The following is a 26,376-nucleotide window of genomic DNA, read 5'->3' as shown; positions in this document are numbered from 1 at the left end:
TCCTCCACTTTCCGCCGGGTTTTTGTGTCGGCACGGCGCAGACAGGTGCCGGATGCTGAGGACATAACCATGTTCAGACTGACCTGTATTGAACTGAATAACGGCGAATTTGCCGTGTATATCAACAACCATTACCTGGGGAGCCAGGATGCCAGCAGTGAACGACTGTGCCTGGGTGAAATTCTGGAGCAGCTTTCCCTGCTACCGGGAGTGGAGAAAACCACGCTCCGGTCGACGGTTCCGGAGGACGATGACTGGTGCTGGAATGACATTGCCGATCGCGTGCTGCCGCCTCTTTCAGCCTGTCGCGATGATGTGACCGTGGCGGCACTCATCGCGAGACTACAGCAGTATCCGCCTGATGCACTGTGTATGGGGACGTTCTGGCTTGAAGATGACTTTCTGTCCCTTGATAACAGCCTGACTGAGGAGGAGATTGCTGAAGCCATGCGTATCTGCAACCACAGCCACGATGCCGGCATCGGATTTAACTGGGACACACTGCAGTCTGCCATTGACCGGGTGAAGGGGCGCTGACACCAAAAAATGGACACCTCCCGGGGAGGAAGGTGTCCTGAAATCATGCCATTCGTTTTAAGTGAAAACCCTTCAGATGGTTTCAGGACGGATGATCACATAACACCCACGCATTTACACCCGCCATATATCGCACAAAAACAGGCCGCCACCGGGCAGTCATGTCCTGTCATTCGGGACGCAAAGGGTGTCGGTTCCCTCCGCATTTATGCCGCCCTGCCGGCGGCGGGTGTCAACGCCGTGCCTTCACGCTAACCCGGCCGCTGCGGTCACAAGGGTTCACTTCGTCGATATCCTCACCCGTTCGCACCTTTCACGGTGCATTCAGCCCGTGAAAGGCTTGCGCTGCGGCTTGCGGTATCGCCCCTGCACCCTCCGCTCAGAGCCGGGTTTTTGTGGCGGCACGGCGCAACAGGGTGCCGCATATCAGAGAGGAGTGTGTCTATGTCCCGTTTTATCCTGGGTGACTGCGTGCAGGTGATGTCCCGTTTTCCGGCGCGTGCCGTCGATTTTATTCTCACCGATCCGCCATACCTTGTGGGCTACAAGGACCGCACCGGCCGCACCCTGGCCGGGGACAATTCAGCAGAATGGCTCCAGCCTGCGTGCCACGAAATGTACCGTGTCCTGAAAAACGACAGTCTGATGGTGAGCTTTTACGCCTGGAACCGTGCAGAACTGTTCCTGAATGCCTGGAAAGCGGCCGGCTTCCGCGTTGTCGGGCATGTCGTCTTTGCCAAAAGCTACGCGTCAAAATCAACCTTCGTGGGCTACACCCATGAGAACGCTTACCTGCTGGCGAAGGGCCGACCGCAGACGCCGGACCGTCCCATCCCGGACGTGATCCCCTGGAAATACACGGGCAACCACCACCACCCGACCGAGAAGCCGGTGCAGAGCCTGCGCCCGCTGATTGAATCCCTCACGCGTCCGGGCGCCATTGTCCTGGACCCGTTCGCCGGCAGCGGCTCCACCTGCGTGGCCGCCGCCGAAGCCAGCCGCCGCTACATCGGTATCGAGATGCTGGAACAGTACCACGCCGCCGGTGTTCGCCGTCTCGCACAGGTTGAACGGGCGAGAAGAATGCCGGCGGCAAATGACAGCGGTTTTTATCCTGACTGGCCGGAGGCCGCATGAACTATCCCGGACTTGAAGACCTGCGTGCGGACGTGGCCGCACTGAGTAACGCCATGTGTGACGTGCGGATGTTGCTGAACCGTCTCGAATCACAGCACCGGCACGATGCGGCCACGCTGGCTGAACGAATGGCCGCCCAGAGTCTGCGTCGTATTAACACCCTGCTACTGGAAGCATACCGCGAAGCCCTGGTGCTGGACGAAACCTTTCAGGACTGACTGACCCGGCCGGGCGAAGGCCCGGCCTCTGACACTGATAAAGAGAGAAAAACAATGTACGGAACCCGTGAAGAACTTTGTGTGCAGCTCGAAAACATGTTCACTTTTGACGAACCCCTGACCCTGCTGGTCTGGACGGAAGAGGGGATCAGCGTGGCCTGCCGTGAAAACCAGCCCGAACCGGATGTGGCCGAAATTCGTGCCGTGATGAAGGACATCGGTGCAATGACTATGGCGGATTACCGCCGGGATGGTGTCACAAATTCAGACGTCAGCGACCTCCTGGCCCGTCAGCGCGAGGCTGCAAACCGCCTGGTCAGTGTGCCGGCATCCCTCCTTTCCCGCGTCGTGCGTGGCTATGAACGCGAGCTGGAGCACCGTACCGGGCAGGCATGGGAGGCCGGACGGCCGGAGCCAGAGTCCGTGCAGGCGGCACGTAACGACGTATATGCGCTCAAAGACGCACTGGCTGCCTGATAACGAGCCGGGGGGAATCCCCCGGCTGCCTAATATGCAGAACCTACTCAAAAATCTTGAAAAGAGTAAACACTATACCTGCACCTATTACAGCAACAGTACCTGCTTTCTCCCATCCGGACATTTCATTCCAGCCCTTTGATTCCTTGCTTCCGTCATTCTTCGATGTCTGGTGTTGTTCGGCAATTATCGTTTCCAGGTACGCAATAACTTGATCCGCGCCTTCTATAAAATCAGCAATGTCGACGTAAAAATCAGCTTCATGCGCAGCCTTATTACGCACGCTGGCGATCCAGCGAATTTTTTTAACAAAAGTGGTATCAATAATTTGCTCAATTGAGCTTAATTTTTCATGCATTCCGCGACCACTTCCCCCAAGCTTGCAAAGCAGGGATTCAATTTTGGTAGCCTTATCTAAAATTTCTTCGCGCATTATCTGACTCCTGTAAAACGCAACTCATGAATCTACATTTTTTAACCAGCCAGTACAAAATAAGGATGTCAGTACCTTCCGCCTTTATCCGCCGCCGCCCGCCGGGCCGCGTCGGGACAGTAAAACTCCCCTGAAACGCCGTGCGGCGACGGCATAGCCGTGACTTCACTGTAGCCCGGCCGCATCGGCCACAAGGGTTCGCTGTCGCCTCCGTCCTCACCCGTTCGCACCCTTCACGGTGCATTCAGCCCGTGAAGGCTTTGCGCTGCGGCTTGCGGCGTCGCCCCTGCGTCCTCCGCTTTTCGCCGGTCTGTCGTGTCGTCACGGCGATGCCGGAACCGAGAATATGTTAACCGTGGAGGATCTATGAACCAGACCGTGATCTGTTGTGATGCCGTTCGTCTTGAGGGCGCGCAGCGTCTGACCTTTTTGCCCGATATGTTCGGCGGCGACTATATGACCGCTGAGGCGTCCGTGTACGCCTATGCACAGCGTTATTGCCCCGATTATCAGGGTGGTTTCTGGCAGTTTTACCGTCTGCCGGACGGCAGCGGTTTTATGGCGCCAGACGTGGAGAGCGTGACCTTCTGCAATCCGGATACCGGCTACGGCGCACAGGGGGCCAGTAGCGATTATGTCATTGCGCTTGAGGGCACGAAAGACGGACGTAAGGCACTGGCTTCCCGACGTGCCTTCTATATTTCAACTTCCCGCGTCAAGGAGCACGTCCAGATTTACACCGACAAGAAAGCGGACTGGGTTAAGGCGGTAAAAACGCCGGAGCGTGATATCAAAACGGCGCACGATGCGCTGGCACCAGAAACGCAGCGCAAACAGGCGAAAGCCATCTGGGCAATGGGGCAGCCGGTGAATAAAACGGCCATCGGTCGCGCCTGGGTGCGCCATCAGGGCATGCAGGATGCGTCACTGACGGCAAAAATCATCCCGGCCACCCGGCGCTTTCCTGAACCGGCGCTGGCGCTGCCGGTGTATGACAACAATGGCAGGAGTGCGGGCCTGGCCCTGGTTTCCCTGGTTGCCAGCCCGGAAGGGCGGATGACACAGGGGGAGACCCGGATGGTCATGACAGAACGTGCCCGTGGTGCGGTACTGCAGCGAAGCCAGTCAGGCAACACGATTGTGGCCAGTGACCTGGCGGCCGCGCTTGATGCAGTACGACATCACCCGAAGGACGGCGTGGTCTGGCAGACCGGCGATGAACCGCCTTCAGCATGGTTGCTTAAGGTGAGCGGTGGGACAAAACAGGATGTCTCTCCGGGTATTGTCTCCACGCTGACTGACGAGCAGAACGTACAGCAACTGCGCGAACAGATGCTGGCAGACCAGATTCGCAATGAAGACGCCGGACGGAACAGGCAGCCGGAGTCGTTGCTGCCGGAAATTCCGCAGGAAGAGGTGATCAGACTGAAACCGGAAGACATTAACCCGCGTAAACCGGAACCACTCACCCCGGATGCAGATGTAATCGCTAGGGTGAGAGGTGAGGAAAACACCGGTGGACAGGAAATGAAAGCTGCTGCAGGTGTCAGGAGTGAGCTGGAAGGTGCTGACAAGGCATCCGGTGAACAGTCGCGGGCATCGCGTGTGATTGCAGATCTGGCAAACGCTGAGCGCGACATGCTCAGGGTGGCAGAAAATACTGAACGCGGCCGCATGCCGGAGCGTGAAGAACAGACCCTCACCCGTACCATTCAGAAAGAACGCTAATCCCCCATTTAACAATGAGACTCAGACGATGAAAGTACACAAATTAGCAGCATTAATAGTTACAACATACATTGGCTTTATTGCAACGGCACACGCTTCGGCCCCTCAGCCGATATTCAGCCCGGAGCAGGAGGCCCGTATCGGGGAAATCGCAGCAGACTACCTGGTATCCCACCCGGAGATACTGGTGACGGTCAGTCATAAGCTGCAGGAACAGCAGGAGGCACGTAAGCAGAAGATGTTTGCACTCAGCGTGATGGAGAATCAGGCGAACCTTCTGCATGATCCGGATACCCCGGCTTACGGGCCTGATAATGCAAAGGTCGCGGTGATTGAATTCTTTGATTACCAGTGCGTGTTCTGCAGCCGCTTTGCGCCGGAGCTGGAGAAGGTCATGAAAGCGCAGCCGGACGTCCGCTACCTCTTTAAGGAGTGGCCAATTTTTGGTGGTCGCTGGGAAGCCTCACTTCAGGCAGCGCAGCAGGGGCTGACGGTCTGGCAAAAGAAAGGGCCGCAGGCCTATGCCACCTATCACAATGCCATCTACGCCACCGGGCATAATGAAGGCAAACTGACGGTGGAGGATATTCGCGTTGCAGCGTCAAAGGCGGGGCTGGCCACCTCAGCTCCTGGCGACCATACCGCGTCTCTTGAGAAAAACAGCAATCTGTCGGAGGCGCTGGGACTCACCGGAACGCCGGGGATCATCGTCATGCCCGTTAGCGGGGCGACTCCCGACACCATCACGGTTTTCCCGGAAGCCGTAACCGCTGACAGGCTTCAGGTAGCAATCCGGAAAGCCACGGCCAGATAGAAGATTTCAATTTCCTGTTTGCTGTGCCAGCCACATATGCAACCAACTTTTTTTAGCATATAGTTAAGTTCAGTAGTAAAATGCAGCGCCTCGTCGAGAGATGATGATTATGGAGCCCGTCGTGAAATTTAAAATCCAGCACTTGCAGGCCGCAGTGGCACTGGTTCTTGCCAGTTTCCAGCCGCAACCCAAAGCGGTTGCGTGTCAGCCTACGATTGTTGAACGGGTTTACGAAATGGGCTCCAGAGTCAACAAAACCGATATCAGCGAGCTCACTGTTGCTCTCAATGACGTAGCTGAAGAATTACGCTCAAGTCGCATCGAGCTGGCACGGTATGCAGACAGCGATTTCGCCGGCGCTATCAAAGTCGCCAGCGACATCAGAAATCATACTATCCATGTCGCAGGTATCGCAGAGTCCTTTGTTCTGATGCTGCCGGAAAAAAAAATCGTTCAGTCGTATGACAGGAATTCTGTTGAGTTTGCATTCTTTAAGGCCATTAAAATGGTCAGTCTTGCGACTAAAAACTACCTCAGTCTTATTGATCAAATCACACGAACGACAGAAGTGCGTGACTCTGGAATCAACCTCTCGGCCATGAATCACCTGCTGGATTCAGGCAACAGGGCAGCGGCTAAATGGCGTTAACAGCTGAGTACAGTCATGTCACGTGGGATACTTTTTTCCAGCCCACGTTTGCCGTTTACCCTGAGCTGGAGAGCCAGTTACAAGCAGAGTTCATTACGTATAAATCAACTGGCGCACCGTCAAATCTTCTTGGAAGGGACGCCCCTTTTGATTACCCGCCATTCGCTGTCGATGCTAACGTCCAGCATATTCACGTTAATCTGCATTTCCAGCTCACCTGGAGTGCCAGACAAGAGAATTACAACCGTACCTCAGATCACTATCTCATTTACACAGAACACATGTGGGATAGCGGCCGCTTTCTGCTGATGGGGCTGATAACACCGGCTCATGAACGTATGCCCGCGAGAGATACACGGTTACTCAGCTACTTTTCTGAAGTTGCAGAAGATTTTCACGCTTCATAACCCTAAAAATCACATATGGTACCCGGCAAAAGAACGAAAAGGACCGGCCATCCCGCATATCCAAACCACCCCGGTTCAGAAGGGGAAACGGGATAGCCGGCAGACCTACTTTAACGGAAGTTCCAATGTGACACCATTTCAGAAAATTGCAAGCATGCGAGCATCCACACCTACTATCTTGTTAACTTGTTATCTTAACGTGTTGTTAAGTTCATATCAGATCCAGACGGTCGCGCGCCGTTCGCAGGCGCGCCTCGCCGCGGCGATCGTACTGCTGGGTGGTGGTGACGCTGGCATGACCCATCGCATCCTTCACCGTAATCAGGTCTTCCCCATTATCCAGCATGGCCGTGGCAAAAGTACGCCTTAAATCGTGCGGGGCGCATTTCGCTATTCCTGCCTGGCGCTGGCGCACCTGCAGGACATGGTACACTGCCTGGTCGGTGAGACGGTCATTCGTCAGGGTGTCAAAGCGACGGATACGGGTAAACAGCGGCCCGTCTTTTTCTCCGCGCACTTCATCGATCCACAGCTTTAGCCGCTGCCAGGTGCCCGCCGGCATATAGGCCAGCCGTTCCTTGTTCCCCTTACCCAGCACCCTGAGTGCTCGCTCAGTGGTGACAACGTCACTCAAATCCAGCCCCACGGCCTCCGACCGGCGCAGGCCGCAGCCAAGAATGACACCCAGCATCGCCGCATCCCGGAGGCCGATACTGGAGCCATCATCCTCGCAGGTACTGAACAGCGCTAGGATCTCCTCCGGCAGCAGGGCCCGGCCGCGGGGGAGACGGCTGCCGCGCAGGTTGCGCACCGCCCGGATGTGCTGGAAGCTTTCCACGTCCATCAGCCTGAGCATCCAGGCTTCCTTCGCCACGCCCTTGAGTGCCGAAAGGTAGGTGTTGACGGTGGCCGTGGCCCGCCCGCTATCGCGCAGCAGCTCGGTCACAGCTATCACGTGATGACGCCGCAGGCTGCCCCAGCTGCAGGCATCCATGGAAGCTGAACCGAGCATGTCCGCGACGATGCTAAGGAACGAGGCCATGGTCTGCCGGCTGCGGGGGGAATTCAGGGAAAGCAGGTACGCCCGGGCGGGACTGACCGGACCCTCGCCGCCTGTCAGCGCCGGCAGGAAATCCCCATCAGGTGGTATGACCGCCGGCGACATGGACAGGTCAGGATCATCATCAGGCATCTGTGTCATCCAGGGCTCCGTCAGGGCCGGAAACCGTCCGGCGCGCTGCGTGAAAAATCGGGGGAAATGATACCGCCAGAGCGTATCGCAGAAAGTCTACTTTTTCAAAGGTACATTTTAATTAGTAGAAGATAAAAAACAATTCTTCGTACATTGCCACACAAACAGCTGTTGACGGTCAGATTCGGGTAAGTGCCTGTACGATGTAACGCTGCTAATTTAGCTTAACCACCATAATAAAGAGGGAAGGTTAACAATGAATCAGAAATGGAAGACGCTGTTAATTTCGGTATTAACTCCGTCTGGTATCATATCTGGGATCGCGCTGACTGTGCTCTGGGGATATTTCAGTCGTCTTGACAGACTCGATGTTTTCTTTGAGGTGTTGAGCATCAAGAGTCTATTCGCTCTGGTCTGCTGCGCAGCCGTATTCTCATTAGCGATTCTGTTATTTATCTTTTTTATAATCTCTATATTCATGCCGATTATCATTCCTCAGGACATCAATAATCTTCCTACATACAATAAAATTCAGAATAACTTTTTATCGATACTGATGCTGTCAGGACTGTTCCCGATGGCGTTTATCTATGTATTTTACTATGCTTTCGATTTCAGCAGGCCGTAAAAAATAATTCAGGCTGGCTGTCTTTGCTAAGTATCGGTGTACTGACCATAATTATTTCCTGCCTGATAAACCGAAAATATCTAGAACACGACTTATCAATTAAAAATACGAAGGTGAGATGGATGCGGCGATGCCAGATTTATGTGGCCATCCCGCTCTGTATAGCACTGCTGGCGCATCTTCAGGTGTTTCCACTGGAAATAGTATTCAGGAATATTTCTGCTTCAACTGAAAAGGTAAGTTTCAGGATCGTGGCCGGAATGGCGTTCATGTCTTATATGGTTTTTTTATGACAATTTTGCCTGGCCTCGTTTACCTCAGAATGGATGCCAAGGATAAACTCCCCAAAAAAATTAGCACTTCCCTGATAGTGTCTCTGATGATACTGTTATTTATTTCTACAAAAATAACTGTTTTACCTGTTATATTTACTCATTCCGTCATTAAACTTTCAGGTATAAGTGATTTCAGCACCCACAGCTATATTATAAAATCTAGCGAGTATCCGGAGGAGTTTTTTTCTAATTCAGTTTGGGATAGGAAAAAAATCAAAGCAGGAGAATATTACTCGGTTCGGGCTGTTTCTATATTTACCACCAATCAATTCAGTTTTCTTTGCCCTGAAGAAATAATCAAATCCTATAGGGAAAGCTGGAAATTTAATCCGCTGGATTCTGAGTTCGATACAGATGTCAGGCTTAAACTCCAGAAAGATGCCGCTTACTGCGTACCGGTTTCAGCGACAGCTGTAAAACGCTGGGATGTTCCACTCCAGTAACCGAAGTTTGCAACTTCGTTCCTAATAAGGGTATAAGTACGAAACTTATACCCTTCATTATCATTTCCCGGTAGATTTACTGGGTTTCAATCCGGGTGTATTACCGGGCGTATCCTTATTATCGCGACGACGTTGATTTGGCTTTCCTGTTGACTTGGCAATTGGTTTGGGACCTGGTTTTAAACCCATGATACGGATACCTGAGTTTCAGAGGGACATCCTCAATATACATATATGGGATCCACTGTACCTTATCAAGTTATAAACGCAAAATGTTCCCGACAGATGACCGGTACGGAAGATTATATCTCTGCCGATCAAGGATGCGTCGAAAAAATGGAGTATACCGCTCCAGAACTGGCGACTGGCGATTAGTGGTTTTATTATCGAGTTCGGTGACTGCCTTAGCGATCACCTTTCATATATTGGGGTCGTCTCAGAAAACGGAATCTATGGTCACTCCCGTTTTTGCAACACCGATTTTGACGACAAGTTGGCTTGCTTGAATCTATCCGGCGTCTGAATGGGATTTTATTCCCGCGCCTCGATGAGTTCCGCGCCTGATGAACCTCCAGAAAATATACGGCTTCAATGAGCCTTTCCGTTTTACAGGTTCCTCAACAGGCCGGTGGGCCGTTAGTATCATCAATATCAGTATTCGCAAAACCAGATGAATGATTGTTTAAACTGGTGTATTTCTGCCTTTATGCTTCGTAAGTTTGCTGTCGCGCCGTCAGTGCCCAGGCTATTCTGGCCAGCTTGTTTGCCAGAGCACAGGTGACGACAAAGTTGCTTTTCCGACACAACAACTCCCTGACCCAGTCGGCCAACTTGCCAGACTGGTGTTCCAGTTTTTGTATGAATACCCTGGCACACTGAACCAACAAAGTTCGGATCTTTTTGTTGCCCCGCTTGCTAATCCCTAACAATGTCGTCCGACCTCCCGTGCTGTACTGTCGGGGTACCAGCCCTGTTGCCGCCGCAAAGTCACGGCTGCTGGCGTACTGCTTCCCGTCGCCAATCTCAGTTGAAATAGTACTGGCAGTCAGCGTTCCAACGCAGGGAATACTCAGCAAGCGCTGTCCAACCTCATCTTCGTCCAACTTTCGTTTCAACTGAGATTCCAGATCTTTAATCTGCTCAACAAGATAGTGATAATGCTGTTGTAATTTCAGCAGTAACTGGCTGAGATAAAGAGGCAAACTACTGTCCTCAAGAAGGGTACTCAGTCGACTAATAACGGCAGCACCTCGCGGAACGCTGATACCAAATTCCAGCAGAAAAGCATGCATCTGATTAGTTGTTTTCACCTTATCCTGAACCAGGGATTCACGGACACGATGCAGAGCTCGCATTGCCTGCTGAGATTCGGTTCTGGGCTGCACGAAACGCATAGATGGACGTGATGCTGCTTCACAGATAGCTTCAGCATCAACGAAGTCATTTTTGTTGCTTTTAACGAATGGGCGGACAAATTGCGGTGATATCAGCTTTGGAAAATGCCCTAACTCTGCCAGCTTGCGTGCCATAAAGTGAGAACCGCCACAGGCTTCCATCGCGATGGTTGTTGCCGGGCATGTCGCCAGAAATTCGATTAGCTTTGGTCGGGTGAATTTTTTACGGTAAACGGCCTTCCCACGATGATCCTGACAATGAATATGGAAAGAGTTCTTACCCAGATCGATACCAATAAGCGCAATGTTTTCCATGATGGTTCTCCGAATGAAAGCCTGTCCTCAGCATAGTACCGGGAAGGAGGGAGTGACCATCTCATTAAATAAAGCACGCTAAGCGTGCGTGGAGGCTGGCACCCAGCGGTACAGCGTCGGAATGGACACGCCGAGGTTCTTGGCCACGTCCTTGGGCGGCACCCCGCTGGCCAGCAGCTTCTTGGCCGACTCGATCTTGCTGTCGGTCATCTTCGGCTTGCGGCCGCCTTTGCGGCCGAGCTGCTTGGCGACTTCCAGCCCGGCGCGGGTGCGCTCGACGGTCAGCTCGCGCTCCATTTCGGCAAGGCTCGCCATGACGTGGAAAAAGAACCGCCCGGATGGTGTGCCGGTGTCGATGGAGTCGGTGAGGCTCCTGAACTGGACACCGTGCTTGTGCAGATCGCCGACCAGATCGACCAGTTGCTTGACCGACCGGCCCAGCCGGTCGAGCTTCCAGACGACCAAAGTATCGCCTTCGCGCAGCATTTCGAGCGTCTTGGCCAAGCCAGGCCGGTCTGCCCGCGTGCCACTCACCTTGTCCTCGAAGACCTTTTTACATCCGGCCTTGCTCAAGGCTTCGCGTTGCAGCTCCAGGTTCTGATCCTGCGTCGAGACGCGCGCATAGCCAATCAACATGGCTTGTCTCGCGCCCGGTCGATGCGTTCCTGCATCGCCTGCATCACTTCTTCGTGGGTGTACGATCTGGCGTTGGCGTCGGTGGCTTGCCGCAGGGCTTCCTCAACCTCGCGCGTCATCCGCTCGTAATCCTCCGGCCACAGCGCTTGCTCCATGCGCAGCGACGCCTGACCCAGCAGGTGCAGCAGGCTGAACAGCCGCATGTCGTTGGTGGCGACGATGCGCTCCCGAATCTGCTCCTGAATAGCTTCGCTAGCCCGATGCGCTTGTGGTGTGGCAGTCCCCTCGTAGTCAGCGGGGAATTCCGCTTCCTCGGCAATCCTTGCCCAGGCGCTGGCCAGCGCCTCGATGGTTGACGTGCTCATTTCCGCCGCTCCTGTGCTCTTTGGCGAATCAACCGGCCAAGGGGCCTCGACGCGAAAACCAGCAGCATCACGCCTATCGGATACCAGGTCGAGAAGACCACCAAGGCATCGAAGGCTGGCCGTCCGGTGTTGGTAGGCAGTACGGCGGTCACAGCCATCAACCCGCCGACCGTCCAGATGATGCGCCACACGTAGGGCATCACGCGGGGCACGTAGCCGTCATCGAAAGCGGTCTGGTAGTAGCGGCGCAGGCCGCGCTCGGCAAGCGCCTGGCGCTGCCGCTCCGACAGCGCATCCGTCCGGCCATACCAGCGCCGGAATGGTGGACAGCGCAGCAGCAAAGGGGTGAAGAGGATCATCACCGCCACGATCGCGACACCCCACGCCATGACGGCGCCGGCATCGGGCCGCTTGGCGTTCTCGATCACGGGCGCGAAGACGCCCGGAGCACCGATCATCCAGAACAGCGCAATGTGCTGATGGAAGGAGAGCTTCATTTGCTCATCCACTTGCGCAGCAGGCGCTTTTTCAGGGAGGCGCGTTCTTGCGGGTTGCGTCCCTTGTGATTGGCGATGCGATCCGCCGTGGCGGCCTGGCGCTTGACGCGCCAGTAGGAGCGGCCATCCTTGCCCATCGACCAGACGCTGCTGGCCTGGTTTTCCAGCAGGGGCAGATGGGCGCTCAGGGCTTCGGGCGACGCGCTGGTCAGCGCCGTGCGCTCACGGGTGCGCCAGCGCTGATGCCAGAGCTTCTTGTCCTCGCGCTCGCTGCCGCAGGTCGTGTGCCCGACGATGGGTGTTTTGCGGCGGCTGCGGCTCATAACGTAGTGGTCTCCAAGAACATTCAGGACTGATCCCAGGCGTCGATGGTCAAGACCTGATCGGCAGGACAGGCGGCTACGCGGTCGGGAACTGGATGGTGTTCAGTCTCATGCCGACCCCATTCGATTGATCGCGTCGCTTGCGGCACGCTGCGACGCAAGGAGGTTTGCGACCTGGTTTAGCAGCCGTGTCCGCTGCATGTCTGTTACCTATCTCCCCGACCGCTCATTGGACCAACTCCAGAGATTGGGCTCTATCGCTCAGCCAATACGAAACCGGCATTGGCTGATGCCACAACCGAGACTAACACAAATGGCTCGGTACCTGTATTTCGCGCCCCGTGCACTTGGCCCGGTCTTGCCACGGCTATCTCACCTTCCCTGAGGGCACGAACAATCCCATTGCCCTGAAAGTAATCAGCCATTCCCGACAAAACAGTCCACGTGTCTTGGCCGTGAGGATGAATGTGAGCCGCAATTTCCTGCCCGGGATGGACATGCCAAACCACGATAATTGAGTCTCGGGTTTCAAGCACAACGGAACGAATAGGCTCGCCTTCGGACGGCTGAACATACTCGGCTACAGAAAATATTCTCGATTCAACAGTCATCGGAGATTCCTCTTTCACAGTTGTCGTTACGGTCTTCATCGTCGGCATCCTGACGCACGGCGGGCAATTGCTGGAGCAACGCCGGCAGCCATTCCTGTACCGTCTCCCACACCACATCGAGGTTGATGTCGAAATAGCCGTGAGCCATGCGATTACGCATATTGCGCATGCTGCGCCACGGCACGTCGGCATGCGCCTGGGTGAACTCGACGTAGCCATCCATCACCTTTGTGGCCGCCTCGCCGATGACGATCAGGCTCATGATGACGGCCTGCTGGGTGCGCTTGTCGGCCAAGAAGTCGTCCTTGGCCATCCCTTCCACGAAGCTGCGCGCATCGGTTGCGGCCTGCTGAATGTGGTCGAGGTAATCGGGCAGGCGGTTCTCGCTCATATCGGTTGCGCCTCCGCGAGCACCTTGGCCCGGAACTTCGGCGGCAGGTCGCCGGGAGTCAGCAGATCGACGTCAACGCCGAGCAGCGATTTCAGTTCTTCTTCCAAATCGCCCAAGTCCAACAACGTGGCACCGGGCAGCGCATCGACCAACAGGTCGAGGTCGCTGCCATCCCGGTCGGTGCCATGCAGCACCGAGCCGAAGACGCGCGGGTTCGCGGCGCGAAAGCGGCCTACCGCTTCACGCACTGCGCTTCGCTTCATGTCAAGCACAACAGACGGTCGCATGCGCATCCTTTCTTATCGAAACTCGTTGAGATGATATGCAATCAAGAATAGAATTTCAAGAACTATTTTCGAGAATCGCAATGCCTTGATTCCCGTGCCGCGCCGGTTGCCTTGGCGGGCTTGTCACAAACCTACGTTTTCAAGAAGAAGGAAACCGCATGCCCCGCCGTTCGATCCTCTCCGCCGCCGAGCGCGAAAGCCTGCTGGCGTTGCCGGACACCAAGGATGAGTTGATCCGTCACTACACGTTCAGCGAAAGCGACCTCTCCATCATCCGGCAGCGGCGCGGCCCGGCCAATCGGCTGGGCTTCGCGGTGCAGCTCTGCTACCTGCGCTTTCCCGGCGTCATCCTTGGCGCTGATGAGCCACCGTTCCCGCCATGGCACTGTTGCAAAGTTAGCGATGAGGCAGCCTTTTGTCTTATTCAAAGGCCTTACATTTCAAAAACTCTGCTTACCAGGCGCATTTCGCCCAGGGGATCACCATAATAAAATGCTGAGGCCTGGCCTTTGCGTAGTGCACGCATCACCTCAATACCTTTGATGGTGGCGTAAGCCGTCTTCATGGATTTAAATCCCAGCGTGGCGCCGATTATCCGTTTCAGTTTGCCATGATCGCATTCAATCACGTTGTTCCGGTACTTAATCTGTCGGTGTTCAACGTCAGACGGGCACCGGCCTTCGCGTTTGAGCAGAGCAAGCGCGCGACCATAGGCGGGCGCTTTATCCGTGTTGATGAATCGCGGGATCTGCCACTTCTTCACGTTGTTGAGGATTTTACCCAGAAACCGGTATGCAGCTTTGCTGTTACGACGGGAGGAGAGATAAAAATCGACAGTGCGGCCCCGGCTGTCGACGGCCCGGTACAGATACGCCCAGCGGCCATTGACCTTCACGTAGGTTTCATCCATGTGCCACGGGCAAAGATCGGAAGGGTTACGCCAGTACCAGCGCAGCCGTTTTTCCATTTCAGGCGCATAACGCTGAACCCAGCGGTAAATCGTGGAGTGATCGACATTCACTCCGCGTTCAGCCAGCATCTCCTGCAGCTCACGGTAACTGATGCCGTATTTGCAGTACCAGCGTACGGCCCACAGAATGATGTCACGCTGAAAATGCCGGCCTTTGAATGGGTTCATGTGCAGCTCCATCAGCAAAAGGGGATGATAAGTTTATCACCACCGACTATTTGCAACAGTGCCCTTCAGCCAGGTGATTCTGTACTGTAGATAATATTCTTCGTGGAGATGTTCTTCGCTTTCAAGTTCGGCCAGCTCGGCAATGGAATCAGCTTTCCAGGACTCAATGGCAGTCGAAAAATCCCGTTCGAGAGCAGCCCGGTCATATCCATTCAGCTGTAACCGTCGGCGCATCTGTGCCACGGTTGTTCGATAGCCGATAAACGTTTCGTCTGACCAGCTCCCGTCCTCCTCTTTGACAATCTCCCTGACACGATCGCCCTCCTGAAAATACCACTGATAATAGTCATTCTGCGTATCGTACAGAGTGAAGTTACCGATAGAGATATCTGTCCACGTTGACATCGAAAACCCTCAATGTAATACATTTGAAATTCATTTGTGTTTTTATTGTATTTCTGATAGCTATCAGATAATAATTACATAAGGCATACATTTGTAATTCAAATGAATTTCAAATGTAATTCATTTAATGCTCATTCCTCCAGCAACCATCTATTACCATCACAGAGGTTACATCCTACAAGTCCGCTCATTTCAGGGACTGCGGTTGAATGCCCGCCACAGTATCCGCAGGTTTCCAGTGAGTCATGAAATACGAGGCAGGTGGTGCACAGGTATCCACCACCGTACTCACATACCGTCCCATAGCTGTCACAATCGGAACAACTTGCAGGAAGACCTGAATAACTGAAATCTTCTGGTTTACCCTCCCATTCATCAAGCAAATCGTAGCGTGATGAAGAGTGGTTACATTGTAAGCAGGTGAATTCTGTTTCACCCGTAGCGTATAAATTCTGCTTTATCCCGCAGTGAGGACAGGTCACTTCGAGATACTGATCTGACCTGGTACCGCAGACCAGACAGTCAGATTCGTGCAGGGTATTCCCGCTTTCCTCATTTAAACGCATATCAACCGCCGCTTCTTTGCTGCAGAAGCGGCAGGCAGAGACTGAACATCCCTGTTTTTTGAGTCCATCAAGTTCTGGCTTGAGATAACGAAATTTTGCATCAGCATAAAACAGCGAGTTCCTGAGCATTCCATCTTCGTCTAAAGCACGCTTTAAGGTCAGAGGTTCATCAAAAATTGATAACCACTGATCACGCATAAAACGATTTAGCGCAAACCAGGCATCGGCCTGCTCTTTTTGAATCTGCTCCTGATCGGCGTAGGTAAAGGCAGAATGATAGAAATGCACCACGCGGTTACGGTGCTTTCTTACCTTCTCGAAGGCATTATGCGTATCAGGCGGCAACGGTTTTTCCAGAACATCACGAAGTAAACTGCGGGTCTCTTCATAGGTTATCGACTGAAAGTCGCCATTCCGATAGGCCTGCTTTTTTGGCGTCGTTTTTTTGCTACAGACCAGGCTCCAGTGTTCGTGTACGAGGGGTACTTTCAGCAGGATCTCAACCGCCGTCCAGAAACTGACAACCGAGAACTTTGCCTTAGATGCCTCCAGCTCTTCACGTGCTTTGTCCAGAAATTCCAGACCATTGTTAATCAGGGCCTGAACGTCAGGACTGAGTTCATGGGGCCGGGGTTCGTGGTCTGCGTCATCATCATCAAACATATGCCTTTCCTTGCTTTAGTTATTCCCGCGCAGCAGCTGCAGCGCGTCACGTGCATCGAGGGTGAACCGCAGCTGCTGACTGGCAGCCACGTCGAGCGCAAATATCTTCGTATAAACCTCGGTACTCTCAAACTTCTCATGACCCAGCAGACCCTGAAGTACCTTCGGGTGAACGTGGCCATATAAAAGGTGCATTGCAAAACTGTGCCGGAAGGTATGGGGGCTGACGTCGATGCTCAGTCTGACGCCGTCACGATCCGCGGCATCAGTAGCCCGGACCAGCCAGTTACGCACCGTCCGGTCGGACACATTCCACACCGGCTGCGCGCGACGTTCGCCTGTAATCGGATCATCTTCAAACTGCTCCTTCGTGCTGGCGAACAGCCGGCGCATCTCATCGACATAAGCCGGGTCCGATAACGGCACCACCCGGTTGGCGCTTTTTCCCTTACGCGGACGGCCGCCGCCGGCCCGCCGCTGTTTGGCGGTGCGCAGAACGACATGCGGAATGCTCTCGTTAAGGTGAAAGTCACGCCGTCTCAGGGCAAGGCCTTCGTTCAGGCGTGCCCCGGTATTCCATAACGTATTGAAAAAGGCGTGCTGACCCCAGTCCTGAACAAAGTGCAGCAGTCCGGCCACTTCCGGCGCCAGCAGATATTTTGGCAGCTCGGTATAGTGCCGTGCCATTTCGCGTAGCGAAAGCGCGCGGCCGTAATCCAGGCCAGCCGGCTGGCCTGTCGCCGGCAGGGCAGGGGAGACATTAATAAAAGAGGGCAGATTCATGGTGTCCCCGTTGGTCCGCTTACGCTACGTAAATTCTGTCGGGTCACACCCCTGGAACCCTGCCATTTTTCACGCAGCGCAATCTGATGAAGTTTTGCTGTCATTTTCGTTGCTCGCGACCGCCACTGCCACGGAAAAAACCCGCAGAGCGGTGCGCGCTGAATTTCCGCTTTCTGGATATATACCATAAATCAGAAACAAATATTTCAGCGCGAGGAGGAATTGGGATCAGAAAAGGATCGAAAATGGATCGTTTTTGCCTGGATGATGGGGTCTGAAGGAGAGGGAAGGGCTGTATGTTGTGTTCTGTGACAAACTGCCCTCAGCAGGGTGACCTTTCCTCAAATAGCGGAAATCGGAATGCAGATTTTGCAGGGAATGCAGGAAGTACAAAAATTGCACTTCTTTAAGATTTTGTGTATTCTTAAGTCATGGAAATCTTAAACACCCGAGACGAGGCGACTATGACAAACATCAGTTATGCACCTAATAAAGCCCGTGCTCACCTCAAAAACCGTGAGCAAACTGAAATCCAGCTGCTGCAGACCCGCATTCAGAATGTGGGAAGCAAGTTCGTTGAAGCACTGCATGAACTGCCCCACGAGAAGTTACTGGAACTGCTCACGCTGCAGGATGAAACGTTCTGGGCTGAATTAAAGAATCAGGCTCAGCTGCAGACATTAATTAATACCATGACACCTGAAAAACAGGCCCAGGAAGATCTTGCTGAAGCGAGAGAAGTATTTCTTAAGTCGCTGGAGAATTCAGGTGGAGTGCATAAATCAACGGCAGTTATAAAAATACTGGCAACCACGCCGCCAACCCTGCATAAAAGAGGAAACCGTGGTGAAGTTATTCAGATTAAATGGGGTTCTGAAAACCTTTACCCGGTATTTCAGTTTTGCACACGTGAGAATAATTCAGAAGGTGGTATGCTGGCCGGCATCCCGGAATTATTATCCCTGATTAAACACAAGGTCAGTGCTGTGCGGAAATGTCACTTCTTTACCCGTAAAGTTGATATTCCGGGAACTGAAACACATGTCTCTATTGTTGACGCGCTGCGCCGTGGCGCTACGCCTGAAGAGATGACCCACTTCAGAATCCTGGCAGAAAACTTTGGTACCAACCATACCATGTAAAAAAATGGGCCTTTTGGCCCATTTTTAATCTCAGAGAGTAAGAATACCCAGCTTTGATTTTAAGATCGCCTGCGTACTTTGTCCGTTGAGACTGAACTGGATTAACGGAGTGACTGAGATGTTCTTCAGCATTCCGTTTCCATCAACGGCGTCAGACCACAACGCGATACAGGTTTTGCCGGTGTGTTGAGACAAATATTCAATACCATCAGCATAATGAGAAAGCACTTCTGCCAGCCACTGAGTATCCTCATAGACAGCTTTAGAGCCCATCAAATAACCTAACGGAGTTTTCAGATGGGGCGCCAGGGCAGCTAAATCAATAATCTTGATTGTGCGTGCTGCCTGAATTACCGCCATACAGTTTTTCTCAAGATCCTCAGTTTCAACAAGCGGAGCATCCTGATAAAACTCTTTCAGCCCTGTAAATGCCGTGGTGGCCAGATACAATACACCTTTGGATTTGCTACGCAGTGAAAAGCGGGTTTCTGATTCAGAGTTGAAATAGATACCATTTCCACCGTAATACTGGTCCTGCACCTTGTAAAAATCAGGTTCAATAGTTAATTCTTTGAAAATTTCACTATCAGAGATTTCTGCGCCGGCTAAGATTTGAGCTACTACATTATGTAGGTCCTCTGTAAATTGGTTCATGGATGATTCCTTCTGTAAAGTTTATATATCGAATTCTTTGAGTTTCCATGTGGAATTCCTCTCAGATTTACGTGTGTGTTGCGCCTGTTATCCAGACGTAACGTGAGGTAGTTGCCCGTTAAGCTGACAACTGAGTTGATAATACATCACCTGGCGCTGGATGTATTAGAACGATCGGTAAAGAATGAACTAAATGATATAACCAACTAATTTTGGTAGGTTTCCGTGTAATACCGGCTGAAGAATTGAACATTTAATTAGCTTTTAAGTGAAATTACGCCGAATACAAATGAACTACTTTTGTAATTCATTTGTATTCGGTGCCGATGATATGCATTTACAGTCTTTACCGGTTCTGGCTGGCGTTGTTACTCATTCGATTGAGTGAGAAATCCTGACCGTCCTGGTTGTTACCGCATCAAAATATCTCCCACAGGTATCAGCCTCCTTTCGACATCAGTTTGCACGTTGATTTGACAAATGTTGAACTATAGTTCAATTTATCATTATAAAATCAGTTGGGAGTCTAAGATGAAGCTCAGTGTCAGATTGATTGAAGGGTTTAAAAAAACATATCTTCCTCTGCAGTTCAGAGCCTTCTGGGATGATGAGGGATTTTGCTATTTAAAAGTTCAGATCGTTGACGGGAAGATAATTTTTTTCTGTGCTCAGTTGTTAAATTATTATAACACTTCAATTACCAATGCTGTTGAGAGTGTACGGGCATCAGCTGTGAATGCACTCATTAATGACGGTGCAATTAAAATACAGAATCAGCAAGGGATTTTTGATTTATTTAAATCACAGGAACGTAAAAGTAAAGAAGTGATATCAATTCTGTTTGAGTATGTTCGTGAGAATTCTGTATGGATAGAACATTACGAATCTCAAATCAGCATAACTCAGGATGACCGATATAGTCTGGTTCACTTCAACCAGTACCAGGAACCTAACTGGTCTTTTATTTCTAAAGAAAAACTTGAAGAGACATATCCTGAATTTGATTTTCATGTTTCCAGAAAGTCTCTTGAAAACTGGAGTAATGCCCGATTATCAACTCAGACGATTAAAAAATTATTAAAAGAAAAAAACTGGACCATGAAGGAAGTTGCTGCTCGCTGGAATCGTTCGGAATCATGGATGAGTAAAGTTGTTAATGATGAGGAAAGGGAACTCTACTGGGAAGACGCTTTTAAAGGACTCCCTTCAAAAATACACGAAAAATGAAGACAGAATCGCCAGTTCTTAATGTTAAAATCCTGTACCCATCAGTACCCTGTTTTGCTTAAAGAAGAACTTGAGATAATTAAGCAGCTGGACAAGATGGCCTGCTGATCCCGCAGGCCAGACTGAGCAGGAAAGATGTCTGGATCTGAAATACAAATGTATTTCATTTGTATTTCTAAATGTTCTCTTTAATCGCCTTCAGAACTTTTTCTGGTCCTGCTGACTGAGCAAGGTACAGCCCTGCACGAAGTAATGTGGAAACCGTAATGTTCTTGTGCGTAAGTGCCTGGATCTGCTCAACCAGTTCCTGCGCCAGCATCTTTTCCGCAGGTGTCATGCGTATAGTTTTTGGTGTTTCGCCTGTCGTATTTTTCTTTTTAGCCGCAATGTTAGTCAGGCTACTTTCTTTTCTGGCCCGTTCAGGTTTTTCCATTATAGGTCGAACAAGTTCTTTAGACATTATGCTGCCTCACTGCTGATAATTTCTTCTAGCTCACGGGCAAGTTTGCCGTAATCCACTAAAGCCATTGCACTTTTCTGGTAGTAGTACAGAGGAAGACAAGCCACCTGAGACTGTACTATGGCCTGATCAGTACGAATCCGGCTTTTCAATAGTCTCGGAGAAATTCTCTCGTGCGAGCCCAGAGCGGTTTCGATATAAGTGTTTATTTTCTTATTTGCACCATTGTAATTATTCCGGAATACACTGAAGCGTGCATAATCTTCCTCAGAGATCTCATCCATATAGTCCAGCATGATTTCAAGACCACTCAGAGAAAAACTCCCGCCATCGACAGGTACCAGAACATGATCGGCGATAAAAATTGCATTGCCGGTTGCGATATTGAGCCCAGGTGCACAGTCAATAATGATGTAATCATATTCAGTGCGAACTTTCTCGAGATGACGGCCCAGGATTTTTTCGCGGTGACTGCGGGTAAGGGTCTGTTCAATAATTTTTTCGAACGTCGGGTCAGACGGAATCAGATCCAGGTTAGGGATAGGAGCATCACCGGCCATCGCGGGGATGATGACATCGCGGATATCAAATCGAGAATTGCTGTAGAGATCGCAAATAGTTGGACCATACATGGAATAGTACTTTTTACCATTTGCGGTGACTTCTGTCGTATTGGCCTGCTGGTCCGAGTCAATCAACAGCGTCCGCTTCCCTGATCTGGCATAGTGAACAGCCAGATTGGTAGCCGAGCTGGTCTTACCAGGACCACCTTTATTGTTCATTATCGCAATTATGCGAGCATATCGTTCCTGTAGCTTGTTCATCATAACGGCTCCAGATTATGTTTATCAGTCAGGAGTAGTTGTAATCCATTACGCACACATTGGCAATACAAATGTAATACAAAAGTATTTTTATACTGATTGATATTTTGTCTTGCTATGCAGTTTTATGGAATAGTTAGTGCACACTTAAAATTTCTGAATAGTCACTGAAAGGTAAGTTATGACGATTGAAAGCTTTTTCATCGGCACTCGCATGTCAGGAAAACGTTATGGACCTCAGAGTAAAGACATGCAGGTTTCTGAATTCATAGCACTTATATCTCCGAAAAATGAACCTGAGAAATTTGTCCTACCCGATTTCTCCGGTCTGGCACGTCGGATTGACGCCCAGATCCGGAATCAGTTTATTCAGCAAAAAGAGGATGACTATTACCGTCGATACCGACAGCTTTCGGACCGGTGGTATCAGGCCGGCTCAATCAGTGACAGAAACAATCGCAGCCAGCGTTTTGAGAAGGTCATGGATGAGTCGCTTGAGTTTTTGGTTTACAGTCATGATGTTATGCCCAACATCAACCCATATAATCTCAAATACGATGATCGCGTTCAGCTTAGCACGAAAGGCAAAATGTACTGCGTAGCGCTTCTGTTCCATATTATCGCTCGAGCGGCCTATGAGCCAGGCTCTGTAGGTGCAGATCCTACGCTGCAAAGGCATTGCAAGTGGCTGAAGGACTGGATTAATAAAACGTTAGGGGATCATTTTTTAGAGGGAATGATGATTACTTTCGCCCTTTGTTATCCTGACCACTTTCCTGCCCTGCAGCGCCTTAGCGGAGAGTTAGAAACACGTGATGTTGACACATTCCTGGCTGACGAAGTTCGTAAGGCAAGGCAACCCACAGAGGAACAGGTTAATTATCATAACGGCCGGTACCGGTTGAAATTCGAGTACACTCACTTTCACCAGGAGCAATTTGATTTTTTAGCCGAAATGCGTGATCTCCATTACCGGATAGATCGTATTGAACAGCTCCTTCAGGAACTGATAGATAACCCGGTAGTAGATTTCAGTGAAGCTGCTGTTGCAGGGCAGTGGATTGACGAACAAGTACAGCTGCTTGAAACAAACGAAACGAAGCTAATACTCCCATAACTCTAATCAGCCTGGCTGGTTTAACCCTTCGGTACCTGTCCATCAGGTGTTGTTTTTTTCCGTAAGAATGACTATAGATGGCGTTCCGCTGAAAGAGGTGGGTGTTCCGGTTATTCAACCAGAAATCCCGTTGTGTTCAGGCTGTGTCCTGTCGTTCCGGCAGGACACTTGGCTGTGACCGGCGTGTAAGAAACCCGTCTTATCCAACCCCGCTTTCTTACCGGCCGGCTCTTATCGACTGCAGAACGTATCGATCACCTGTTGCACAATGATCAGAATTACAAACAGCAGCATCAGTACTTTTTCCAGCACAGTTGCACACTGAAACTTCTGAATGATTTTCAGAAAATCAGAGAAAGGCATGTGAATCTCCGGAGATTGGGTTAATCAGTGTTCTGATTTTATGGAAAGTTACATTTCCGGTTTTGCTGTCTATTGAAAAATGTTTTGCACATCTGCTCTGAAACTGAATTGCTACAGATAATGTTGAATCGTCGCAGCCTTCTCCGCGGCCTCAGTTCGAAGATCTTCGAACAGGCCTCTTCGTGAGGACATAATTTGTCTTCTGTCGTGGGGTCATTCCAGCCAAAGCAGTGGTAACTAGCACTATTTATCTCATGAGCAAGATAGTTTTCGCCTTTCGTACCTTTCGGGTCCGGGCATAACAGTATCAACATTTTATGAATCATGCCGATACTGACAGAGCGACCACCAATTATTGATAATGGATAAAGGACATTTTAATTGAACAGAATGACAGGACTCGCTGTTTTATGCCTCTCGCTGATGGGATGCAGTGCCGTGCCATCAGAAAACAGTGCGCAGTACCTCAGAACGGAAATGCAGTCGCCAGTATCAGGGGCAACCATAATTACCGTAACTGCGGACAGCCTTATGAAACAAGACAATACACATAATGCTATACTGTATGCACTTCGACCGATGCCTGGAAAAGCATTCACCTCTGAGCTGGACAGAAAATTTGCCGCAGCGACGATGTATATTGATTTGTCTCCGGGTGAAAAAAGCAGAACGGCCGAGATCAGTGGTGAGATAAATTACTATGATCACGAGCGATACGTGAATGCTCGCCTGGTAGGAGACAGTATCAGGACAATACCTATTGCACCAAAGACCATCCCACTTACACTGAATAAGCCATTCTCAATCAATCTGCCACAAGGTATTCACTATTCAGTCATGCTGACGGACAGCCAGCCTTAAACCTTCATGATTGTCTCATGGCTTCCTTTCAGTTTTCTGTAGGGTCAGCAGGGAATATAAATGGGGAAGAGAATGAATTTCATCAATAAACGTCCCACAGGCGTTTTGTCAGAGACCGGGTTTACTCTGCCTGAGATGACTGAATGTTCAATCTCCAGCCCATCATGATGGATGGGTGTGTCCTGGCTTTCACTGCGTGTGCAGCAGACTGGTCGGGAACGTCCTCAGCAAAATGTCTTCCGTCGCCACCTGTTCTGGTACATGAATGAAGCACTGTTCTGGCGGGAGGCTGACATCATCCGGGTCGCCAGGTAGTTGTCTGCACTGGACCTCCGGACTTCTGAAAAAAAAGCCACCCGCAAGGGTGGCTTTCTGAATATGAGGCCCTGAGCCTTCCCGGGACTGAGCCACTGACGGAAGGGAGAGCCGTTTTTTTCGGTGACATCCCCCGCATGGCGGCAGATGGTTTAAATATGGTATGAATAAATAATAACTCACTGTACAAGAGATTTCCAGACCTATGCGTATCGACCGACGTCTGAGCAGGGATGTACTCACCGAGCGTCAGCTTTATTTTATTGAATGCTGGTCCAACTTCTGCCATAAAAACAGCCCGGATACTGACCGGGTCGGATACAGCAATCCACTCAGCACCATCCGCGAACTGCTATTTCTTTACGAAATGGAAGATCGTTTCAGTGCCGATAAAAAAAGACTCCGGGTGGCCACTGAACTGCTCGAGTTACTCGAGACCGATCAAGTTCTCAAGAGAGAAGCATTTGAGGACATCCCCGCTCAACTGGTGACTCTTCTGGACAGAGATTTGCTGGTTGACCCCACTCGCAGCCCGGTGGAAAAGCGTCCTCGTCTTATCTGTAGCCTCTGTGTACAACTGGCGGATATCACCGAGGCCAGTTATATCACTGAGGCTCTTGAGATGCTTGAACAGGAACTGTTTGCAGGGCCCCCTCTGGATGAACACCATGCTCGGGATATTTACTCACTGACAAACGGAGTGATGAGTGTACTCCTCACCCGGGGTATGACACTGACGGAATGTTACCTGCTGTACATCAATATTTTCAGAAATGTGAGTACTGATCCGAACGCTTTCCGGGCCGCCTTTCACTCGTTCCGGCAGAAACTGGTAACGCCTACTCGGGACGTGACTGTTCGGATGTTTATTACCAGTGAGAAACTGCACACCCTACTTAACACGCAAGGACCCACACTGCAGTTCAACGGATGTGTGTTCATGCCACTTGATGAAGCCCGACAACGCTTCTCCCTCTCAGTCGATATACCGGTTTGCTCAATGTCTGACACATCTGCCCGTAACATGGCCGGTCAGATGCTTCGTGAATCCCTGGATGTCATTGCCTACATGGTAGGTAAGGGAGATATCACCGTCCAGAAACAGTTCATGATAATCAGGGATGAAGACGAAACAGAAGTGCCGCGCTTCGATAATGAAATCGAGGCAAACGCGGACCGGTTAACGGACGAGGAGTTTGCGCGCTTTATGGTGGCAATGAACCGACTGTTCACGGATACACCGGATGTGTCCCGTAAAAAAATCAGCTCCGCATTTCGGTTTTTCCGTAACGGCATTGAAAGCCAAGTTCAGGAGAGTCGTTTCACCGCTTACTGGTCGGCGCTTGAATCATTAACGCTAGGAGTTGCCCCTGGCACACCATCACATGAACAGCATGTCATCAGTGTTGTGGCTCCCTGTATGGTGCTGGACTATGTTGTTAAGCAACTGTTCTCTCTAAGAAAAGTTCTGCGCTTCATTCTGCGAGAGCCAGGGCACCCCTTGCGCACACCGGAGATCGCTTCACTTCCGCTGGGGCAACTCTATGCCCTTCTTAAAGATGCGGACCGGGTCCGTGAACTTCAGACAGATTTACAGCACTTTCCCTATGTCATGTATCGGGTGCGTAAGCTTGCCGGGATCTGTGCGTCACCCGAGAAAATGGCGGATAAACTGGGGCAACATGCCGAGAAAGTCACCCGACATCTTCACCGCCTGTATCTGCTGAGAAATACCATCGTGCACAATGCAGGTACCAGCCCACACATTGACCTGCTGACGGTGAACCTTGAACACTATCTGCGGGCAACAATCAGCGCGTTATTTAATATTGTGGTGATCCACCCAACCGTCAGCACCGCTGAGGAGGCATTTACCCGGTGCCAGTTTACCAGTGAGTCAGTTTTCAGGGAACTGAACCCCCTTCACGGGATCACGGAAAAGAAAGTATACACAGCCATTGATAATCAGTTGAAAAACGGGACGCTTTCCCGTAGCGATGCTCGTTTGATAGCATGGCTCAATGCCCACCACTGACACTCA

General features: G+C 51.2%; 31 protein-coding genes and 4 pseudogenes. 18 read left to right on the top strand and 17 right to left on the bottom strand.

Annotation, left to right across the window (positions count from 1 at the left end):
- Positions 1 to 69: 69 nt before the first annotated feature.
- From ACQG1K_RS24990 to ACQG1K_RS24975, 4 genes are all read left to right on the top strand, one after another.
- A complete protein-coding gene (locus tag ACQG1K_RS24990; protein WP_126493946.1) occupies positions 70 to 537 on the top strand; it encodes a hypothetical protein in 468 nt (155 codons plus the stop codon).
- Positions 538 to 981: 444 nt separating this feature from the next.
- On the top strand, positions 982 to 1,674 hold the full coding sequence (locus ACQG1K_RS24985; protein WP_126493945.1) for a DNA methylase: 693 nt from the start codon (positions 982 to 984) through the stop codon (positions 1,672 to 1,674).
- A complete protein-coding gene (locus ACQG1K_RS24980; protein WP_126493944.1) occupies positions 1,671 to 1,892 on the top strand; it encodes a hypothetical protein in 222 nt (73 codons plus the stop codon). Before ACQG1K_RS24985 ends, ACQG1K_RS24980 begins: the two co-directional genes overlap by 4 nt.
- A 54-nt stretch (positions 1,893 to 1,946) precedes the next feature.
- Positions 1,947 to 2,369 (top strand): DUF1380 family protein, encoded by a 423-nt coding sequence (locus ACQG1K_RS24975; protein ID WP_126493943.1) that lies wholly within the window; start codon positions 1,947 to 1,949, stop codon positions 2,367 to 2,369.
- Between the two features lie 43 nt (positions 2,370 to 2,412).
- Here ACQG1K_RS24975 and ACQG1K_RS24970 read toward each other — a convergent pair whose 3' ends face one another.
- On the bottom strand, positions 2,413 to 2,802 hold the full coding sequence (locus ACQG1K_RS24970) for a hypothetical protein (protein WP_126493942.1): 390 nt from the start codon (positions 2,800 to 2,802) through the stop codon (positions 2,413 to 2,415).
- 366 nt (positions 2,803 to 3,168) lie between these two features.
- Between ACQG1K_RS24970 and ACQG1K_RS24965 the strand changes: the two are divergent.
- The 5 genes and pseudogenes from ACQG1K_RS24965 to ACQG1K_RS24945 form a co-directional block, all read left to right on the top strand.
- A pseudogene (locus ACQG1K_RS24965) lies at positions 3,169 to 3,363 on the top strand (antirestriction protein); the annotation flags it as partial.
- A gap of 39 nt (positions 3,364 to 3,402) precedes the next feature.
- A pseudogene (locus tag ACQG1K_RS24960) lies at positions 3,403 to 4,530 on the top strand (conjugative transfer relaxase/helicase TraI domain-containing protein); the annotation flags it as partial.
- A 28-nt stretch (positions 4,531 to 4,558) separates the two neighbouring features.
- Positions 4,559 to 5,344 (top strand): DsbA family protein, encoded by a 786-nt coding sequence (locus tag ACQG1K_RS24955; protein ID WP_213802889.1) that lies wholly within the window; start codon positions 4,559 to 4,561, stop codon positions 5,342 to 5,344.
- A gap of 121 nt (positions 5,345 to 5,465) precedes the next feature.
- A complete protein-coding gene (locus tag ACQG1K_RS24950) occupies positions 5,466 to 5,993 on the top strand; it encodes a hypothetical protein (RefSeq protein ID WP_223195142.1) in 528 nt (175 codons plus the stop codon).
- On the top strand, positions 5,984 to 6,400 hold the full coding sequence (locus ACQG1K_RS24945; RefSeq protein ID WP_023327722.1) for a type II toxin-antitoxin system YafO family toxin: 417 nt from the start codon (positions 5,984 to 5,986) through the stop codon (positions 6,398 to 6,400). Before ACQG1K_RS24950 ends, ACQG1K_RS24945 begins: the two co-directional genes overlap by 10 nt.
- A 211-nt stretch (positions 6,401 to 6,611) precedes the next feature.
- Here the strand turns inward: ACQG1K_RS24945 and ACQG1K_RS24940 are convergent, their stop codons facing one another.
- Positions 6,612 to 7,601, bottom strand: coding sequence for a tyrosine-type recombinase/integrase (locus ACQG1K_RS24940; RefSeq protein WP_213802887.1), 990 nt, complete (start codon positions 7,599 to 7,601; stop codon positions 6,612 to 6,614).
- Positions 7,602 to 8,509: 908 nt separating this feature from the next.
- Between ACQG1K_RS24940 and ACQG1K_RS24935 the strand changes: the two genes are divergently transcribed.
- Both ACQG1K_RS24935 and ACQG1K_RS24930 read left to right on the top strand, forming a co-directional pair.
- Complete coding sequence (locus ACQG1K_RS24935; RefSeq protein ID WP_223998204.1) at positions 8,510 to 8,998, top strand: hypothetical protein; 489 nt, start codon at positions 8,510 to 8,512, stop codon at positions 8,996 to 8,998.
- A 263-nt stretch (positions 8,999 to 9,261) separates the two neighbouring features.
- A pseudogene (locus ACQG1K_RS24930) lies at positions 9,262 to 9,416 on the top strand (IS256 family transposase); the annotation flags it as partial.
- Positions 9,417 to 9,702: 286 nt separating this feature from the next.
- Here ACQG1K_RS24930 and ACQG1K_RS24925 read toward each other — a convergent pair.
- The 8 genes from ACQG1K_RS24925 to ACQG1K_RS24890 all read right to left on the bottom strand — a co-directional run bounded on the left by ACQG1K_RS24925 (position 9,703) and on the right by ACQG1K_RS24890 (position 13,817).
- Positions 9,703 to 10,707, bottom strand: a complete 1,005-nt coding sequence (locus ACQG1K_RS24925) for an IS110-like element IS5075 family transposase (protein ID WP_000427614.1) — start codon at positions 10,705 to 10,707, stop codon at positions 9,703 to 9,705.
- Between the two features lie 78 nt (positions 10,708 to 10,785).
- Positions 10,786 to 11,343, bottom strand: coding sequence for a recombinase family protein (locus ACQG1K_RS24920; protein ID WP_003100847.1), 558 nt, complete (start codon positions 11,341 to 11,343; stop codon positions 10,786 to 10,788).
- Positions 11,337 to 11,708: a hypothetical protein gene (locus ACQG1K_RS24915; RefSeq protein WP_003100853.1), complete on the bottom strand. Its 372-nt coding sequence runs from the start codon at positions 11,706 to 11,708 to the stop codon at positions 11,337 to 11,339. The genes ACQG1K_RS24920 and ACQG1K_RS24915 overlap by 7 nt, the downstream gene beginning before the upstream one ends.
- Complete coding sequence (locus tag ACQG1K_RS24910; protein ID WP_003100856.1) at positions 11,705 to 12,205, bottom strand: hypothetical protein; 501 nt, start codon at positions 12,203 to 12,205, stop codon at positions 11,705 to 11,707. Before ACQG1K_RS24910 ends, ACQG1K_RS24915 begins: the two co-directional genes overlap by 4 nt.
- Positions 12,202 to 12,528, bottom strand: a complete 327-nt coding sequence (locus tag ACQG1K_RS24905) for a hypothetical protein (RefSeq protein ID WP_426721183.1) — start codon at positions 12,526 to 12,528, stop codon at positions 12,202 to 12,204. Before ACQG1K_RS24905 ends, ACQG1K_RS24910 begins: the two co-directional genes overlap by 4 nt.
- 254 nt (positions 12,529 to 12,782) lie before the next feature.
- Positions 12,783 to 13,139: a cupin domain-containing protein gene (locus ACQG1K_RS24900; protein WP_000215515.1), complete on the bottom strand. Its 357-nt coding sequence runs from the start codon at positions 13,137 to 13,139 to the stop codon at positions 12,783 to 12,785.
- Positions 13,129 to 13,530, bottom strand: coding sequence for a HepT-like ribonuclease domain-containing protein (locus ACQG1K_RS24895; protein WP_001293886.1), 402 nt, complete (start codon positions 13,528 to 13,530; stop codon positions 13,129 to 13,131). Before ACQG1K_RS24895 ends, ACQG1K_RS24900 begins: the two co-directional genes overlap by 11 nt.
- Positions 13,527 to 13,817 carry a nucleotidyltransferase family protein gene (locus tag ACQG1K_RS24890; protein WP_001247892.1) on the bottom strand — a complete coding sequence of 97 codons (291 nt, stop codon included), beginning with the start codon at positions 13,815 to 13,817 and terminating at the stop codon, positions 13,527 to 13,529. The genes ACQG1K_RS24895 and ACQG1K_RS24890 overlap by 4 nt, the downstream gene beginning before the upstream one ends.
- Positions 13,818 to 13,975: 158 nt before the next feature.
- Between ACQG1K_RS24890 and ACQG1K_RS24885 the strand changes: the two are divergent.
- Positions 13,976 to 14,197, top strand: a pseudogene (locus ACQG1K_RS24885) (DUF4158 domain-containing protein); the annotation flags it as partial.
- Positions 14,198 to 14,250: 53 nt separating this feature from the next.
- On the opposite strand, the gene ACQG1K_RS24880 reads toward ACQG1K_RS24885, so the two are convergent.
- From ACQG1K_RS24880 to ACQG1K_RS24865, 4 genes are all read right to left on the bottom strand, one after another.
- Positions 14,251 to 14,955, bottom strand: coding sequence for an IS6-like element IS26 family transposase (locus ACQG1K_RS24880; RefSeq protein ID WP_001067855.1), 705 nt, complete (start codon positions 14,953 to 14,955; stop codon positions 14,251 to 14,253).
- Between the two features lie 36 nt (positions 14,956 to 14,991).
- Positions 14,992 to 15,360 carry a HEPN/Toprim-associated domain-containing protein gene (locus tag ACQG1K_RS24875; protein ID WP_426721182.1) on the bottom strand — a complete coding sequence of 123 codons (369 nt, stop codon included), beginning with the start codon at positions 15,358 to 15,360 and terminating at the stop codon, positions 14,992 to 14,994.
- 131 nt (positions 15,361 to 15,491) lie between these two features.
- Complete coding sequence (locus ACQG1K_RS24870; protein ID WP_126493954.1) at positions 15,492 to 16,589, bottom strand: hsdR; 1,098 nt, start codon at positions 16,587 to 16,589, stop codon at positions 15,492 to 15,494.
- A gap of 15 nt (positions 16,590 to 16,604) precedes the next feature.
- Complete coding sequence (locus ACQG1K_RS24865) at positions 16,605 to 17,372, bottom strand: tyrosine-type recombinase/integrase (RefSeq protein ID WP_126493955.1); 768 nt, start codon at positions 17,370 to 17,372, stop codon at positions 16,605 to 16,607.
- 464 nt (positions 17,373 to 17,836) lie between these two features.
- Between ACQG1K_RS24865 and ACQG1K_RS24860 the strand changes: the two genes are divergently transcribed.
- Positions 17,837 to 18,514, top strand: a complete 678-nt coding sequence (locus ACQG1K_RS24860; protein WP_000182008.1) for a hypothetical protein — start codon at positions 17,837 to 17,839, stop codon at positions 18,512 to 18,514.
- 30 nt (positions 18,515 to 18,544) lie between these two features.
- Here the strand turns inward: ACQG1K_RS24860 and ACQG1K_RS24855 are convergent, their stop codons facing one another.
- Positions 18,545 to 19,168 carry an RES family NAD+ phosphorylase gene (locus ACQG1K_RS24855; protein WP_106672654.1) on the bottom strand — a complete coding sequence of 208 codons (624 nt, stop codon included), beginning with the start codon at positions 19,166 to 19,168 and terminating at the stop codon, positions 18,545 to 18,547.
- Between the two features lie 531 nt (positions 19,169 to 19,699).
- Here ACQG1K_RS24855 and ACQG1K_RS24850 point away from each other — a divergent pair.
- Positions 19,700 to 20,395, top strand: a complete 696-nt coding sequence (locus tag ACQG1K_RS24850; RefSeq protein WP_106672652.1) for a hypothetical protein — start codon at positions 19,700 to 19,702, stop codon at positions 20,393 to 20,395.
- A 175-nt stretch (positions 20,396 to 20,570) separates the two neighbouring features.
- On the opposite strand, the gene ACQG1K_RS24845 is transcribed toward ACQG1K_RS24850, so the two are convergent.
- Both ACQG1K_RS24845 and ACQG1K_RS24840 read right to left on the bottom strand, forming a co-directional pair.
- The gene (locus ACQG1K_RS24845) at positions 20,571 to 20,855 is read right to left on the bottom strand and encodes a hypothetical protein (protein WP_000032260.1); all 285 of its coding nucleotides are present in this window, start codon (positions 20,853 to 20,855) and stop codon (positions 20,571 to 20,573) included.
- Positions 20,855 to 21,682: a ParA family protein gene (locus tag ACQG1K_RS24840; protein WP_000981293.1), complete on the bottom strand. Its 828-nt coding sequence runs from the start codon at positions 21,680 to 21,682 to the stop codon at positions 20,855 to 20,857. The genes ACQG1K_RS24845 and ACQG1K_RS24840 overlap by 1 nt, the downstream gene beginning before the upstream one ends.
- Positions 21,683 to 21,860: 178 nt before the next feature.
- On the opposite strand from ACQG1K_RS24840, the gene ACQG1K_RS24835 reads away from it, so the two are divergent.
- From ACQG1K_RS24835 to ACQG1K_RS24820, 4 genes are all read left to right on the top strand, one after another.
- The gene (locus ACQG1K_RS24835; RefSeq protein ID WP_106672649.1) at positions 21,861 to 22,796 is read left to right on the top strand and encodes a hypothetical protein; all 936 of its coding nucleotides are present in this window, start codon (positions 21,861 to 21,863) and stop codon (positions 22,794 to 22,796) included.
- An 894-nt stretch (positions 22,797 to 23,690) separates the two neighbouring features.
- The gene (locus ACQG1K_RS24830) at positions 23,691 to 24,020 is read left to right on the top strand and encodes a hypothetical protein (protein WP_022646501.1); all 330 of its coding nucleotides are present in this window, start codon (positions 23,691 to 23,693) and stop codon (positions 24,018 to 24,020) included.
- A gap of 177 nt (positions 24,021 to 24,197) precedes the next feature.
- Positions 24,198 to 24,335, top strand: a complete 138-nt coding sequence (locus ACQG1K_RS24825) for a hypothetical protein (protein WP_185812801.1) — start codon at positions 24,198 to 24,200, stop codon at positions 24,333 to 24,335.
- Between the two features lie 205 nt (positions 24,336 to 24,540).
- Entirely contained in the window at positions 24,541 to 26,370 is a 1,830-nt protein-coding gene (locus ACQG1K_RS24820; RefSeq protein WP_106672647.1) for a hypothetical protein, read from the top strand.
- Positions 26,371 to 26,376 lie beyond the last annotated feature (6 nt).

This window comes from Enterobacter cloacae complex sp. 402C9 (genome assembly GCF_050030745.1).
GTDB lineage: Bacteria > Pseudomonadota > Gammaproteobacteria > Enterobacterales > Enterobacteriaceae > Enterobacter > Enterobacter intestinihominis.
This window is presented reverse-complemented; position numbering and strand designations above follow the sequence as displayed.